Origin of the sequence: Amycolatopsis sp. ATCC 39116 (assembly GCF_000231075.2) — a bacterium.
In the GTDB taxonomy this organism is placed as follows: domain Bacteria; phylum Actinomycetota; class Actinomycetes; order Mycobacteriales; family Pseudonocardiaceae; genus Amycolatopsis_E; species Amycolatopsis_E tucumanensis.
Genome location: NZ_AFWY03000012.1, coordinates 133,114 through 147,391 on the forward strand (window position 1 = coordinate 133,114; position 14,278 = coordinate 147,391).

17 protein-coding genes and 1 pseudogene are annotated in these 14,278 nt (G+C 72.6%); 10 read left to right on the top strand and 8 right to left on the bottom strand.

All coding sequences use genetic code 11. From position 1 onward, the window contains the following. Positions 1 to 10: 10 nt before the first annotated feature. Genes AMY39116_RS0316280 through AMY39116_RS0316295 form a run of 4 tightly spaced genes read right to left on the bottom strand, consistent with a single transcriptional unit; the run spans position 11 to position 3,610 of the window. A complete protein-coding gene (locus AMY39116_RS0316280; RefSeq protein WP_020418699.1) occupies positions 11 to 1,147 on the bottom strand; it encodes a sulfotransferase in 1,137 nt (378 codons plus the stop codon). A 13-nt stretch (positions 1,148 to 1,160) separates the two neighbouring features. Beyond that, a complete protein-coding gene (locus AMY39116_RS0316285) occupies positions 1,161 to 1,937 on the bottom strand; it encodes an SDR family oxidoreductase (protein ID WP_020418700.1) in 777 nt (258 codons plus the stop codon). Next, positions 1,937 to 3,103, bottom strand: a complete 1,167-nt coding sequence (locus tag AMY39116_RS0316290) for a hypothetical protein (protein WP_020418701.1) — start codon at positions 3,101 to 3,103, stop codon at positions 1,937 to 1,939. The genes AMY39116_RS0316285 and AMY39116_RS0316290 overlap by 1 nt, the downstream gene beginning before the upstream one ends. A 21-nt stretch (positions 3,104 to 3,124) precedes the next feature. Next, positions 3,125 to 3,610: a nuclear transport factor 2 family protein gene (locus AMY39116_RS0316295; RefSeq protein ID WP_020418702.1), complete on the bottom strand. Its 486-nt coding sequence runs from the start codon at positions 3,608 to 3,610 to the stop codon at positions 3,125 to 3,127. A 57-nt stretch (positions 3,611 to 3,667) separates the two neighbouring features. On the opposite strand from AMY39116_RS0316295, the gene cysD reads away from it, so the two are divergent. The 3 genes from cysD to AMY39116_RS0316310 are packed head-to-tail and all read left to right on the top strand — an operon-like array spanning position 3,668 to position 6,893. Next, a complete protein-coding gene (gene cysD / locus AMY39116_RS0316300; protein WP_020418703.1) occupies positions 3,668 to 4,579 on the top strand; it encodes a sulfate adenylyltransferase subunit CysD in 912 nt (303 codons plus the stop codon). After that, complete coding sequence (gene cysC / locus AMY39116_RS0316305) at positions 4,579 to 6,411, top strand: adenylyl-sulfate kinase (RefSeq protein WP_020418704.1); 1,833 nt, start codon at positions 4,579 to 4,581, stop codon at positions 6,409 to 6,411. Before cysD ends, cysC begins: the two co-directional genes overlap by 1 nt. A gap of 20 nt (positions 6,412 to 6,431) precedes the next feature. After that, positions 6,432 to 6,893, top strand: a complete 462-nt coding sequence (locus tag AMY39116_RS0316310) for a pyridoxamine 5'-phosphate oxidase family protein (RefSeq protein ID WP_235716144.1) — start codon at positions 6,432 to 6,434, stop codon at positions 6,891 to 6,893. A 3-nt stretch (positions 6,894 to 6,896) separates the two neighbouring features. On the opposite strand, the gene AMY39116_RS0316315 is transcribed toward AMY39116_RS0316310, so the two are convergent. Then, positions 6,897 to 7,682, bottom strand: a complete 786-nt coding sequence (locus tag AMY39116_RS0316315; RefSeq protein WP_020418706.1) for a tyrosine-protein phosphatase — start codon at positions 7,680 to 7,682, stop codon at positions 6,897 to 6,899. Positions 7,683 to 7,694: 12 nt separating this feature from the next. After that, entirely contained in the window at positions 7,695 to 8,159 is a 465-nt protein-coding gene (locus AMY39116_RS0316320) for a hypothetical protein (protein ID WP_235716145.1), read from the bottom strand. Between the two features lie 291 nt (positions 8,160 to 8,450). Here AMY39116_RS0316320 and AMY39116_RS0316325 point away from each other — a divergent pair, with 291 nt between their 5' ends. From AMY39116_RS0316325 to AMY39116_RS47485, 3 genes and pseudogenes are all read left to right on the top strand, one after another. Then, positions 8,451 to 9,464, top strand: a complete 1,014-nt coding sequence (locus tag AMY39116_RS0316325) for an aminotransferase class V-fold PLP-dependent enzyme (protein WP_020418708.1) — start codon at positions 8,451 to 8,453, stop codon at positions 9,462 to 9,464. 33 nt (positions 9,465 to 9,497) lie between these two features. Then, positions 9,498 to 10,133: a hypothetical protein gene (locus AMY39116_RS0316330; protein WP_020418709.1), complete on the top strand. Its 636-nt coding sequence runs from the start codon at positions 9,498 to 9,500 to the stop codon at positions 10,131 to 10,133. Between the two features lie 15 nt (positions 10,134 to 10,148). Next, positions 10,149 to 10,314 (top strand): annotated as a pseudogene (locus AMY39116_RS47485) (leucine zipper domain-containing protein); the annotation flags it as partial. A 5-nt stretch (positions 10,315 to 10,319) separates the two neighbouring features. Here the strand turns inward: AMY39116_RS47485 and AMY39116_RS0316340 are convergent. Then, positions 10,320 to 10,892: a hypothetical protein gene (locus AMY39116_RS0316340; RefSeq protein ID WP_020418711.1), complete on the bottom strand. Its 573-nt coding sequence runs from the start codon at positions 10,890 to 10,892 to the stop codon at positions 10,320 to 10,322. 68 nt (positions 10,893 to 10,960) lie between these two features. Then, positions 10,961 to 11,893 carry a ferritin-like domain-containing protein gene (locus tag AMY39116_RS0316345; protein WP_020418712.1) on the bottom strand — a complete coding sequence of 311 codons (933 nt, stop codon included), beginning with the start codon at positions 11,891 to 11,893 and terminating at the stop codon, positions 10,961 to 10,963. Positions 11,894 to 12,000: 107 nt separating this feature from the next. On the opposite strand from AMY39116_RS0316345, the gene rimP reads away from it, so the two are divergent. From rimP to AMY39116_RS0316365, 4 genes are all read left to right on the top strand, one after another. Beyond that, a complete protein-coding gene (gene rimP / locus AMY39116_RS0316350; protein ID WP_027935973.1) occupies positions 12,001 to 12,534 on the top strand; it encodes a ribosome maturation factor RimP in 534 nt (177 codons plus the stop codon). Then, on the top strand, positions 12,531 to 13,553 hold the full coding sequence (nusA, locus tag AMY39116_RS0316355) for a transcription termination factor NusA (RefSeq protein WP_020418714.1): 1,023 nt from the start codon (positions 12,531 to 12,533) through the stop codon (positions 13,551 to 13,553). Before rimP ends, nusA begins: the two co-directional genes overlap by 4 nt. Before the next feature lie 134 nt (positions 13,554 to 13,687). After that, positions 13,688 to 13,951 (top strand): YlxR family protein, encoded by a 264-nt coding sequence (locus AMY39116_RS0316360; RefSeq protein WP_027935974.1) that lies wholly within the window; start codon positions 13,688 to 13,690, stop codon positions 13,949 to 13,951. 78 nt (positions 13,952 to 14,029) lie between these two features. Continuing rightward, positions 14,030 to 14,278: translation initiation factor IF-2 N-terminal domain-containing protein (locus AMY39116_RS0316365; protein ID WP_157358572.1), on the top strand; the 249-nt coding region annotated here is incomplete at its 3' end.

Sequence of the window (14,278 nt, forward strand, 5' to 3'; positions counted from 1 at the left end):
GGCAGCAGCCTCAGGCGAAGCGCTCCCGCACCTCCTCCGCCGTCAGGCCGAACTCCTCCAGCGTGTAGCGGTGCGAGGGGCGGCCGGCGCCGGTGGTGCTCTCCTCGTACACCGCGCGCATCGCCGACTCCGCGCCGGTCGTGAAGGGCAACCCGAAGTGCTCGTAGACCGACGCGACCACCGCCAGCGGGGCGGCCACGAAGTCGGCGTAGTCGACGTCGTAGAACTGCGCCGGGTCGTGCTTGGCCCGTTCCCGCTTGAACGTCGCCGCCCCGCGGGACCACAGCTCCAGCTGTGACCGGCCGACCACCGGACCCTCGAACACCGTCGACCACCCCGCCGACGCCTGCTGGTTCAGGCTGCACACCGACGCGATGATCGTCTCCGGCGCGCGGTGCGTCTGGATCACCAGCGCGTCCGGGTAGACCGCGAGCAGCGCGTCCAGCGCGAACAGGTGGGACGGGTTCTTCAGCACCCACCGCTTGTGCCGGTCCGGCAGCCCGATCAGCTGCAGGTTGCGCCGGTGCCGTGCGTATGCGTCGGTCCAGTCCTGCGCCGCCAGCCACTCCGAGTACGTCGGCACGTGGGCCAGGCACTCGTACGACACCGACTTCGCCGACTGCCGCAGCAGCTGCCAGCACTCCTCGACCTGCTCGGCGGAGCTGTGGTGCACCCCGAGGAACTCCGGGTGCTCGACGTGGTGCTTTTCGTACCCGGCCTGGATGCCCTGGAACACCGGGTTGTCCGCCCACGTCTCGCGCGGCGGCCGCGGCTGCGGCACCTCGGCCAGCCACACCTCCAGCCCCTGGTGCGCCGGATCCGCGGTGAGCAGCCGATGCAGGGCCGTGGTCCCGGTGCGGGGCAGCCCGGTGACGAAGATCGGCCGCTCGAGGCGCACCTCGGCGTACTCCGGAAAGCGCTTCCACGCCTCCTCGCTGAGCAGCCGCGCCACCAGCGCCTGCCGCAGGAACGCGCGCTTGATCTTGTTCCCGAACGGGGTCAGCCCGGCGTCCCGCGCGTAGGACTCCAGCAGCACGGCCAGGCCCTCGCGGTACTCGTCGCCGCCGAAGTCGCTCAATCCGCAGAACCGGGTCGCGGAGGCGTGCAGGTCGTCGACCGTGCCGACGCTGTCGCGTCCGATGCTCATCGCCGGAGCCTCCTCAGTGGTGGTATTCGCCGCAGTTGACGTCCAGGCACTGCCCGGTGATCGCCCGCGCCATCGGCGAGGCCAGGAAGATCACGGCGTCGGCGATCTCGTCGGGTTCGGGCAGCCGGCGCAGGTCGATGGTCGAGGCGGTTTCGGCGTACACCTCGTCGCGCGTGATCCCGCGCTTCTCGGCGAGGTAGCCGAAGTACCACTTCAGCGAGTCCGCCCAGATGTAGCCGGGCGCCACCGAGTTGACCCGGATGCCGCGCGGCCCCAGCTCGGTCGCCAGGCTCTGCGCGAGCGCGAGCAGGCTCGCCTTCGCCATCTTGTACGGCCCGTACGGCTGCCGCGAGTGCCGCAGCACCGCCGAGTTGATCACCACCACCGAGCCGCCCGCGGACTCCAGCGCGGGCAGGAACAGCCGGGTCAGCCGCAGCGCCGCGATCGAGCTCGCCTCGAACCCCGCGCGCACCCCGTCCAGGTCCACGTCGGCCAGGTTCGTCATCGGAGGGATCGCAAAGGCGTTGTGCACCAGCGCGTCCACCCGGCCGAAAGCGTCCACAGTGGCCTCGACGAGCCGATGGGCGTCGCTCTCGCTGGTGATGTCCGTCGGCACCGAGATCGTGCGGCGGCCCAGCTCGTCGATCTCCTTGGCGACCTCCGCCAGCCGGGACTCGGTGCGCGCCGCGAGCACCACGTCCGCGCCTGCCTTCGCGCTCTCCACCGCGATCGACCGGCCCAGCCCCGGCCCGACCCCGGACACCACGACCACCTTGCCGCGCAACAACATCAGCCCAGCATCCTCGCGGCCGTGGCGGCCTGCCGGGCCGCGATCCGGGCGGACCACTCCGCGGGGGTCACCGCCGCCTGCTCGTAGTAGGCCAGCCGGTCCGGCAGCTCGGCCACCGGCACGATCTCGACCTCCGGCCCGTCGTCCGGTTTCAGGTCGCGCGACAGCCTCTGCCACCGGATCTGCACGTACCCGCGACGGTGACCGGTGCGCTCCAGCCAGTTCGCCACGCCGGGATCGCGCTCGCTGATGACGAACCGCATCTTCCCGTCCGGGTCCACCCGCGCCTGGTCCGCGGTCAGGCTCGTCTGGTGGTTGGCGTAGTCCAGCGAGACGTACCACATGCTGCCCAGCTGGATGCCCTGGTACGGCGCGTCCGCGCAACGCGGCACGGTCACCACCATCGCCTGGTCGTCGTCGAGGTCGTAGTGCCCGACCGAGGAGAACTGCGTGCTCAGCCCGCCCGGCGTGGCGCGCGGCTCGGTCATCGTGTTGACCGGCAGGTCGAGGTAGAACCACTTCGGGAAGGCGAGGAAGGTGTTCAGCCGGGACAGCAGGATCTTGCCCGCGACGCCGTACCGCTTGGCGAGCGTGTCCCGCGACAGCGGCGGCGGAGCCTGCCCTTCGGCGCCGACGCGGTGGATGCGCACCATCCCCGGGCGCTCGGCGGCCCAGTCGCTGAACACCTCACGCACGATCAGCATCGCCGAGCCCGGCCCGAGCGGGAAGCGGTTGCGGCCGCTCAGCCCGGGGCCGAACCGGATCTCGAACCGGCCGTCGTCGTCGATGTCGAAGGCGCGGTCGTCGAACGCGGTGAGGCTGTCCGGCACCTCGACGGGGGAGTAGTTGCCGTTCAGCACCTGGAAACTCAGGTCGGCGGTGGTGCCGCGCTGCCCGGTGACCACGTACTCGGCGTCGTCACGCAGGTAGGAGTGGAAGTACAGGGTGTCCGGGTTGTCCAGGCCCATCTTCGTGTACGGGCCGGTGGAGCGGACGAAGAACGGGAAGTCCTTCTCGTACGCCCAGGCCATCTGCAGCGAGGCGCGGATGCTGCCGGCCAGGTAGTCCAGACCCTCGACCAGATCCTGTTCACCCGCGATGTGCGGGGCTTCGCGGATGATCTTCTCGGCCTCGGCGAGGGCTTCGGCGAACGGCTGCGTGAGCACCGGCGACTCCTGGAACGTGTTCTAAGCGGACGGGACGGCCCACCGGTTCGCGGTGAGCTGGAAGCTCTTCAGGTCCGCCAGCGACAGCATCGCCTCGTAGGTGCGGACGTACCCGGTGTGCGAGATCCGCCAGACGCCGTCGGCCTCGCGCCGGTAGCGGTCGGAGTAGAACGCGGCGCCGATGATCGCGACGTTGTGCTGGGTGGCGATCACCTGGTCCTGGAACGCCCAGGTGCCGGTGGCGGTGTCGCCGTCGACGTCGACGTCGATCTCCGGCTGCGTGGCCAGGTGCACCGTGATGATCTCGGGCACCAGGCGCTCGCGCAGGAAGCCCACGATCGCGTCGCGGCCGGACAGGCGGATCGGGTCGCCGTATGTCGGTGTGCCGTAGTCGGCGGTGGCGTCTTCGGTGAAGGTCCCGCCGATCTCGTCCCAGCGCTTCAGGTCGACGCAGCGCAGGTACGCGTGCTTGGTCCGGCGGATCGCCTCGATCGCGGCAAGGTCCATGCGCCCAGCATGCTCGCCCGGTTGACCGCTGGCAAGAACGTGTTCTAATTTTTCCGGGTGACCACGGTCTACGAGCTGTCCCACCTCGACCTGCTCGAGGCGGAGTCGGTGCACATCTTCCGCGAGGTGGCGGCCACCTTCGAGCACCCGGTGCTGCTCTTCTCCGGCGGCAAGGACTCGGTGGTCATGCTCGCGCTGGCCGCCAAGGCGTTCTGGCCCGCGCCGCTGCCGTTCGGCGTGCTGCACGTCGACACCGGCCACAACTTCGACGAGGTGATCGAGTTCCGGGACCGGGTGGTCGACCGGATGGGCCTGCGGCTGCACGTCGCCCGCGTGCAGGACGACATCGACGCCGGCCGCGTCACCGAGGACACCGGCCCGCGCGCCTCCCGCAACCGGTTGCAGACCGTCACGCTGCTGCGGGCGATCCGCGAGGGCGGGTTCGACGCGGTGTTCGGCGGCGCCCGCCGCGACGAGGAAAAGGCGCGCGCCAAGGAACGCGTCTTCAGCTTCCGCGACGAGTTCGGCCAGTGGGATCCCCGCAACCAACGGCCGGAGCTGTGGAACCTCTACAACGGGCGGCACCGGCGCGGCGAGCACATCCGCGTGTTCCCGCTGTCCAACTGGACCGAGCTGGACATCTGGTCCTACATCGCGGCCGAGCGCATCGAGCTGCCGCCGATCTACTACGCGCACCGCCGCCCGGTGGTGCAGCGGGACGGGATGTTGCTGGCGCACACCAGGTTCCTGCGGCTGCTCGACGGCGAGGAGCCGTACGAGGCGACCGTGCGGTTCCGCACCGTCGGGGACGCCACCTGCACCGGCTGCGTGAACAGCACCGCAAGCACGGCCGACGAAGTGGTCGCCGAAGTCGCCGCGACGCGCGTCACCGAGCGCGGCGCGACCCGCGCGGACGACCGGATCTCCGAGGCAGGCATGGAGGACCGCAAGAAGGAGGGCTACTTCTGATGCCCCAGCTCCTGCGCCTGGCCACGGCCGGCAGCGTGGACGACGGCAAGTCCACGCTCATCGGGCGGCTGCTGTTCGACTCCAAGTCCCTGTTCACCGACCAGCTCGCCGCGGTGGAGCGGGCGAGCAGGCAGCGCGGCGAGGACTACCCGAACCTCGCGCTGCTCACCGACGGCCTGCGCGCCGAACGCGAGCAGGGCATCACGATCGACGTGGCCTACCGCTACTTCGCCACACCGCGGCGGAAGTTCGTCATCGCCGACACGCCGGGCCACATCCAGTACACCCGCAACATGGTCACCGGAGCGTCCACAGCGGACCTCGCGCTCGTCCTGGTGGACGCGCGCAAGGGTGTGCTGCAGCAGTCCCGGCGGCACGCGTTCCTGGCTTCCCTGCTGGGAATCCCGCACCTGGTGCTGTGCGTGAACAAGATGGACCTGGTGGGCTGGTCGCGGGAGCGGTTCGACGAGATCCGCGAGGACTTCCGCCGGTTCGCGATGAAGCTGGACGTGACCGACCTGTCCTTCATCCCGGTGTCCGCGTTGCACGGCGACAACGTGGTGCACCGCTCGGCGAGCATGCCGTGGTACGAGGGGACATCACTGCTGCACCACCTGGAGGAGGTGCACGTCGCCTCCGACCGCAACCTGATCGACGCGCGGCTGCCCGTGCAGTACGTGATCCGCCAGGGCGGCCGGGACTTCCGCGGCTACGCGGGAACCGTGGCGGGCGGGGTGTTCAAGCCCGGCGACGAGGTGGTCGTGCTGCCGTCCGGGTTGTCCAGCCGGGTGGCGGCGATCTGGGGGCCGGGTGGGATGCCGGTCACCGAGGCGTTCCCGCCGCAGGCCGTGACGGTGCAGCTGACCGGGGAGCTGGACGTCGGCCGCGGCGACTTGATCTGCCGCCCGGCGAACCGGCCGCACACCGGGCAGGATCTGGACGCGATGGTGTGCTGGCTCGCCGAGGCCGGTTCGCTGACGCCCGGCGCGACGTACACGATCCGGCACACCACGGCGGAGACGACGGCGGCGGTGCAGAAGCTGGACTACCGCTTCGACGTGGACACGCTGCACCGCGACGAGACTGCGAAAGCGCTTGCGCTCAACGAGATCGGTCGGGTGCAGCTGCGCACCCGCAAGCCGTTGCTGTTCGACCCGTACCGGCGCAACCGGGCCACCGGCAGCTTCATCCTGGTCGACGACACCACCGGGAACACCGTCGCGGCCGGCATGATCACCGGTCCCGCGCTGCCCGCGTCGCGCGTGGTGTGGCACGCGGCCGCGGTGGGCCGGGAGGAACGTGCCACGCGCGGGCTGACGGTGTGGCTGACCGGGCTGTCGGCGTCGGGGAAGTCGACCATCGCGGTCGAGCTGGAGCGGCGGCTGGTCGCGGCGGGGCGTCCGGCGTACCTGCTGGACGGCGACAACCTGCGGCACGGGCTCAACGCCGACCTCGGGTTCAGCGCCGAGGACCGGGCCGAGAACGTGCGGCGCGTCGGCGAGGTGGCGCGCCTGTTCGCCGATGCCGGTGTGGTGGCGGTGGCGTCGCTGATCAGCCCCTACCGGGCGGACCGGGACCGCGTGCGGGAGGTGCACGAGCGGGCCGGGCTGCCGTTCCTGGAGGTGTTCGTGGACACGCCGCTGGAGGTGTGCGAGGCGCGGGACCCGAAGGGGATGTACGCGAAGGCGCGGGCGGGGGAGATCCGCGGGTTCACCGGCGTCGACGACCCCTACGAGGCGCCGGTCTCACCGGACCTGGTGCTGCGGCCGGACGATCCCGATCCGGCCGCGTGGATCCTGACCCTGCTGAACGGGAGTGCGCTGTGGGAGTGAACCAGCGGGCGGAGATCCGCATGACCGAGGCGGAGATCGCGGAGTTCGTGGCGGCGAGCCGGACGGCGACGATCGCGACCCTGGGCGCGGACGGCACGCCGCACCTGGTCGCGATGTGGTTCGCCGTGCTGGACGGGACGATCTGGCTGGAGACGAAGGCCAAGTCGCAGAAGGCGGTCAACCTGCGCCGCGACCCGCGCATCACGGTGCTGGTGGAGGACGGCCTGACCTACGACGCGCTGCGTGGCGTGTCGATCGAGGGGCGCGGCGTGATCAGCGAGGACCCGGACGAGATCTGGGCCGTCGGGGTCAACGTGTTCGAGCGCTACTACGGGCCGTACTCGGCGGAGCTGCGGCCCGCGGTGGAGATGATGCTGAACAAGCGGGTGGTGGTGCGGGTCGACCCGGTGCGGGTGCGCTCGTGGGACCACCGCAAGCTCGGGCTGGACCCGATGCCGCTCGGCGGGTCGACGGCGCCCTAGCCCTCAGCCGAGCAGCTTGCCGCGCAGCTCGGCGACGTCGGCCGCGTCGAAGCCGTGCGCGTCCAGCCACCTCACCGCGCCTCCGTAACGCCGGTCGACCTCGCCGAGGAACAGCGACATCGTCTCCGGCTTGGGGCGGTGGTCGTCGTCCGGGCGCTTGTCCAGGTCCGGCGCGTAGGTGGGGGAGGCGCGCAGCCGGTCCAGGATCGCGCGGATCCGCTCGCCGCTGGCGGCGTAGTCGGCGACCACCGCGTCCCGCCGCACGCCGGCGACCGTCAGCGCGAACGCGGTCACCACGCCGGTCCGGTCCTTGCCCGCCGCGCAGTGCACCAGCGCCGCGCCCGGCGCGCCGGCGATCGTGCGCAGCGCGCCGACGATGCTCTCCGGCCGGTCCTCCAGGTAACCCAGGTACAGCGCGGTCATCACGTCGTCGGGGAACCGCTCGATCGTCCGCTGCCGCCGCTTCAGGTACAGGGCGTCACTGATGTCGTCGGCCGTCGCGTCGGTGGTGCCGCCGCTCTCCGGCAGGACCGAGTAGTGGTGGTGCCGCACCGACTCGACGTTCGTCAGCGGCCCCGGGCCCTCCTTGGTCACCTCGGGGGTGCCGCGCAGGTCGACCACCGTCGTCAGGCCGAAGTCCTCGACCAGGACCTTGATGTCGCGCGGCGTGAGCCCCTGCAGGTTGTCCGACCGCAGCAGCCGCCGCTTCGCGACCGCGCCGCCGTCTTCGGTGGGCAGCCCGCCGACGTCGCGCGCGTTGACCGCGCCCTCCAGTTCGAGCCAGTGCATGGCCCCCATCGTTCACCGCGCCGCCGATCCAGCCAAGGGCCGCGCGCGGTCGCCGGGGCCGGCGGGCGCGGGGAGCGTGCCGGTGACCCCGCGCCGCCCCAGCCACCGCCACCAGCCCAGCATCCCGATGTGCAGGGCGATCAGGTGCCCTGCGAACGTGACGATCCCGCCCAGCGTCCCCGGCCCGTCTATGAGGTAGATCACGACGATCCCGGCTTCGATCGCGGGGACCGCCCACATCCGGAACCGCCGCGCCAGCACCGGCACGAGCGCGCCGGCGGTGGCGAAGAACCCGTAGCTGACCCCGATGTCGAGCCACCGGCGCCACAGGTTGTGCGCGTCGGTGCTGGCCAGCTCCAGCAGGCGCGCCGAGACCGTCTCACCGAGCAAGTGCTGCAGCGCGGTGGTGGCCAGCAGCACCACCAGGTACCAGAACGTGAACGGGGTGCTCACGGGGCTGGGCAGCAACCTGGTCACGTTCGCAGTCTTCCCGCGCGCGCTGTGAAAACACTGTGACCACCCGTCCGGGTCACCGTCCGCCGAGCCGCAGTTCGACCTGCTCCACGAGGAGCGGGGCCTCGGCGGCGACGTCGAAGGTGCCCGGGTCGAGGTGGCTGGTCGCGGGCGGCGCCGCGGCGGAGCCGCGGGACCGGGCGCGGGACGTCGGCGTCGTCGGGCGGGAGCGGGGCTCGCGGCACCCGCGGCCATGGCGGCCGGTCTCGCCGAAAACGCGGTGACCGCCCAGCGGAGGTCGGTTAGCGTCCGGGCATGCGCACAGCCTTCGGAGCCGAGTTCGACGTCCCCGCCGGATACCTCAACACCCCGAGCATCGGGATCCCGCCCGCGGCGGTGGCCGACGCGGTGGCGGCGTCCGTCGAGGCCTGGCGCGCCGGGGCCCACCAGCCCGGCGACTTCGACCCGCTCGTCGCGCGGGCCCGGGAGTCCTTCGCGCGGCTCGTCGGCGTGCCCGCGGACCGGATCGCCATCGGCGCCGCCGTGTCGCAGCTGCTCGCGAGCGTCGCGGTCGGGCTGCCCGAGGGCGCCCGCGTGCTGACCGCGGAGGGGGAGTTCACGAGCGCGACGTTCCCGTTCGCCGCCCGCGGCGCGCGCGTCACCGAGGTCCCGGTCGCCGAGCTGCCCGGCGCCGTCCGCGGCCACGACCTGGTGGTGGTGAGCGTCGCGCAGTCCCGGGACGGCGCGCTGGTGGACCTGGACGCGCTGCGTGCGGAGTCCGAAGCCGCGGGCGTCCCGGTCGCCCTCGACGCGACCCAGGCCGCCGGCTGGCTGCCGCTGGACCTGGAGTGGGCCGACTGGGTGGTGGCCGCGGGCTACAAGTGGCTGATGTCCCCGCGCGGCTGCGCCTGGCTGGCGGTGCACCCGCGCGCCGCGGAGCGCACCGTGCCCGTCGCCGCGAACTGGTACGCGGGCGAGGACCCGTGGCAGGCCACCTACGGCATGCCGCTGCGCCTGGCCGAGGGGCCGCGCCGGTTCGACGTGTCGCCGGTATGGTTCGCGCACGCCGGCGCGGCGGTGGCGTTGCCGTACCTGGCTTCGCTGGACCTGACCGCGGTCCGCGCGCACGACGTCAAACTGGCCGACACCCTGCTGACCAGGCTCGGCCTGCCGGAACGGGGCAGCGCGATCGTGGCGCTGGACGCCGATCCGGCGGCCCTCGCCCGTGCCGGGGTGACGGCCAGCGTCCGCGCGGGCCGGGCGCGCGTCGGCTTCCACCTGTACAACACCGAAGACGACGTCGAACGGGTTGTGGACGCGTTGCGGTGAGTCACCCTGACGAGTGAGCTACGGTGTCCCCCCGTGGTTGGTGCGCAGTTCACTCCCGGCCGCGGCGACACCGCGCCGCTGCCCCGGATCCCCGCCGGGCCGCCGTCCCGGCGCGCGGGCGGCCCGCTGCTCAAGGCAGCCGGACTGGTCGCGGTGGCGGTCGTGGCGGGACTCGTGTGGTGGCTGGTCCGCGGCGGCTCCGCGGAGGAGACCCCGCCGGCGGCCCAGTCGCCCGCCAAGGAGTTCCAGTTCGTGGTCAGCGACGGCCCGGTGGCCGCGACCGACTGCGCCGCGAACTCCTACTCGCAGGTGAAGCAGTTCTTCACGCAGCACCCGTGCCAGCGGCTGTCCCGCGCCCTCTACACGACCAGCAGCGGGGCCACCCGGGCGCTGGTGTCGGTCGCGGTGGTCACCATGTCCACCCCGGAGGACGCGCAGCAGCTGAAGAAGCTCGCCGACACCGACGGCACCGGCAACGTGAACGACCTGGTGCGCGACGGCACGGCGAAGATCCCGGGCGCGCCGAAACTCGCCGACGGCGACTACCTGTCCCGCGTCACCGGCGCCTCGGTGACCATCGTGCTGTCCGCCTTCTTCGACGGCCACGCCGACGAGGCCACGCTGCAGCGCATCAGCAAGGAGGCGCTGGACCTCGCGCCGGGCGCCTAGCTGTAGGGATCATGGACGGGGCACAAGTGGGTGCGCCGGTTCCGGGAGGAGGGCGAGGCCGGGCCGGCCGACCGCCCGAGTCGCCCGCACCTCACTGCGGGTGCGGCAGGACCGCCGGCCCGGCCCCGCCAGGATCGCCGGAGTCCTGGACGTGCCGGCCTCGACCGTGCACCGCATCCTGGGCGCCTAGCCGGCGTTGCGCAGGTAGGCGACCAGCGAGTCGATCAGCAGGAACGGCGGCTTGCCCAGCGCGGGGATGTCCGGTGACGGCGGGAGCCGCTCGCCCGCGACGACCAGCTCCTTCGAGCTCTGCAGGAACACCGGCTGGTGCCCCTCGTCCAGGACGAACATCACCGCGGTGTGGTCGACCAGCCGGGCGATCGTCGTGCCGGTGATGCCGGGCCGCGAGCCGGTGAACCGGGCGCCGGTGCCGAGGTAGACGCCGCGGCGGCCGGGGTCGGCCTCCCGCCAGCCCTGGTCGGCGCCGGGCACCAGGCGCGGATCGCCGTGGGCGGACTGCAGCTCGCTCAGCGCCCGGCCCTGCACCTGCGGCAACGGCTCGTCGACGAGCGGTTGCGCGACCTCGTACAGCGCGTAGCGGCTGCCGCCGGGCTCGGGCGGGACCAGGAACAGGTGCAGCACGACGAACTCGCCGGGCCGCCCGTGCGGCATCCGGATCAGCTGGCGCAGCAGCAGGCCGCGCAGGCGGGCGGCGCCGTCCCCGGACAGGCCGGCCAGGGTGCGGGTCAGGGTCAGCAAGGGGCGTCCTCGGGCGTCGAACGTGTCCGGGGAAGGTTATGTCGTCACGCGCCGTCGCGCGCCCCCAGTCAGCTTTGGGCGGCCGAGCCGGGCAGCACGATCGCGGTCGGCTGCTCGCCCGCCGCCTCGCGCCAGCGTGTGCCGCGCCTGGCCGAGGCGAGCAGCGCCTTCAGCGCCACGCCCCGCAGCGCCGCGTCGTCGGTCTGCTCCAGCACGCCCCGCCAGGCCGTGGCGGCGTCGGCCTCGGCGGTGGCGACCACGCTCTTCGCCGACGTCGCGTCGGTGACCGGCCGCGGCGGGACGTAGGCGGGCTCGGCCACGCCCGGCTCCACGCCGGCGGCGGTCAGCATCCGCACGCACGCGTCGCGGCGGTCCTGGTGCTCGGCGGTGCCGTCGGCGACCCCCGCGGTGTAGTTGCCCGGCAGGAACGCGCTGACCAGCCCGTAGATCCACAGCGCCGCGTGCTCGGCCGACAGGGCCTGCTGCACCGGCCCGACCGACTCCGGCGGGATCGCCGACGCCGTCGCGGTCACCTGACCCGGCTCGGCGCCCGGCCCCAGCTTGGTGCCGACCTGCTGCAGCCCGGCGCAACCGCCCGCGACGGCGGCCACCAGCCCGGCCCGGTACCGCGGCAGCCCGCCCACCAGGCCCTCGGCCTGCTGCCGGGCGGTGGCCAGCCGCTGCTTCAGCCCCGCCATGCCCTGCTCGGACGGCACGACCACGGCCGGCTGCGACTTGGGCCGGTTGAGCCGGTCCACTTCGGACTGCAGGGCCCGCGCGTGCGCGGTGCGGGCCGCCGAGTACTGGCGCGCCACGTCCGCGTCGGCGGACGAGGACGCGGCCACGGCGTCGGCCGCGGCGGCGTCGGCGCGGGCCTGCTCGGCCAGCAGGGCCAGCGGATCCGGTTCGTCGGAGTAGCCGGTTGCGCACGCGGCGAGGGGCGCGGCCAGTGCCGCCAGGGCGCTCGCCCGCAGGACGTCACGACGGGTACGGGGTCTCACGTGCGCCCATCCTGCCAGGGGACCGGTGACCACGGGCGGTGACCGGGGCCAACAAGATAAGCTTGTCCCTCACCGACCGACAGCACACCAAACAGGAGAGCGCCAAGGTGCCTGGAGAACTCGCCGCCCGGCTCGAGCCGATCGTGGCCGAAGCCGTGTCCGGCGCGGGTTTCGACCTCGACGCGCTCGACGTCCAGCAGGCGGGCCGCCGCAAGCTCGTCAAGGTCGTCGTCGATTCCGACGACGGCGTGGGACTCGACGAGGTCGCCGACGTCAGCCGAGCCGTCTCGGCCGCGCTGGACGAGAACGAGCAGCTGATCGCGGGCGCCTACACGCTCGAAGTGACCTCGCCCGGCGTCGACCGCCCGCTGACCCGCCCCCGCCACTGGCGCCGTTCGCGGTTCCGCCTCGTGCGGATCACGCCGCGGGAGGGCGCCGAGTACGTGGGCCGCGTGGGGCACGCGGGCGAGGACTCGGTGCGGGTGCTGGTGGCCGGTGCGATCCGGGACGTGCCCTACGCCGACGTGGCCAAGGCCGTGATCGAGATCGAGTTCAGGCAACCACCGACCGAGGAGCTGAAGCTGCTCGACCAGGACGCCTCGGAGCACAACGCAGGCGAGCCGGAGGAGGATCCGAAGTGAACGTGGACATCGCGGCCCTGCGCGCGATCGAGCGGGACAAGGACATCCCCTTCGAAACGGTCATCGAGGCCATCGAGACCGCGCTGCTGACGGCCTACAAGCACACCGAGGGGCACCAGCCGCACGCCCGCATCGACATCGACCGCAAGACCGGCGTCGTGCGCGTCCTCGCGCACACGCTGGACGAGAACGGCGACGTCGACGAGGAGTGGGACGACACCCCCGAGGGCTTCGGCCGCATCGCGGCGACCACCGCGCGGCAGGTCATCCTGCAGCGCCTGCGCGACGCCGAGCACGAGAAGACCTACGGCGAGTTCTCCACCCGCGAGGGCGAGATCGTCGCCGGCGTGATCCAGCGCGACGCGCGGGCCAACGCCCGCGGCATGGTGATCGTGCAGGTCGGCGACACCGAGGGGGTGATTCCCCCCGGCGAGCAGGTGGCCGGCGAGCGGTACGAGCACGGCGAGCGCATCAAGGCGTACGTGGTCACCGTGTCGCGCAGCGCCCGCGGCCCGTCGATCACGCTGTCGCGCACCCACCCGAACCTGGTGCGCAGGCTGTTCGCGCTGGAGGTCCCCGAGATCGCCGACGGCACCGTCGAGATCGCCGCGGTCGCCCGCGAGTCCGGGCACCGCACCAAGATCGCCGTCCGGTCCACCGTGCCGGGCGTCAACGCGAAGGGCGCCTGCATCGGCCCGATGGGCCAGCGGGTGCGCAACGTGATGAGCGAGCTCGGGGGTGAGAAGATCGACATCGTCGACTACTCCGAGGATCCGGCTCGCTTCGTCGGGAATGCGCTGAGCCCCGCCAAGGTTGTTTCGGTACGGGTGGTGGACGAGCGTGCGAAGACGGCCCGCGTCGTGGTGCCGGACTTCCAGCTGTCCCTGGCCATCGGCAAGGAGGGCCAGAACGCCCGCCTGGCCGCCCGGCTCACCGGGTGGCGGATCGACATCCGCAGCGACGCGGCCGCCTCCGAGGAGGACGCCACGCCCGCAGCGACAACCGGTTCGGCTGAGTGAGGGGCCAGGAGTTAAACTCGACGGTGGTGCGGAGCTCGCGCTCGGATACCGCACGCTCGAAGCACCGGGGCGACACCCCGGTGCGGACGTGCGTGGGGTGCAAGAAGCGAGCTCCCGTCGGTGAACTACTGCGAGTGGTCGCGCTGGACGGGCGGCTGGTCGCCGACACGCGTCGGCGGCTGCCGGGGCGGGGTGCCTGGTTGCACCCCGGGCCGGACTGCCTGGCCAAGGCCGAGCGGCGGCGGGCGTTCCCCAGGGCCCTGAGGGTCCACGGGACGCTGGACGCGGCGGAGCTGCGCGAGCACCTGGGGCAGGTCACCGGGAAGCATGGACAGGGGAGCGTCCCCGGTCCGGATGGAACGAAGGAAGCAGGTCGACCCGTCATGAGTCAGCCGTGAAGCTGAAGCCATGAACGCGCGACGATAGGACGAGGTCGAGCGGGTTTTGCCGCCCGGCCTCACCAGTTGAGGAGAGCAGTGGCAGGCAAGGCCCGTGTGCACGAGCTCGCGAAGGAGCTCGGGGTTACGAGCAAGGAAGTTCTCGCCAAGCTGAAGGAGCAGGGCGAGTTCGTGAAGTCGGCGTCGTCGACCGTCGAGGCACCCGTTGCCCGGCGGCTGCGTGACGCCTTCGTCACCAAGGACAGCAAGCCCGCCGGCCGGTCCGGCGGCGCCCGGCCGGCACCGCCGGCCGGGAACGGCAACGGCGCGGCGCCCAAGCCCGGCGCG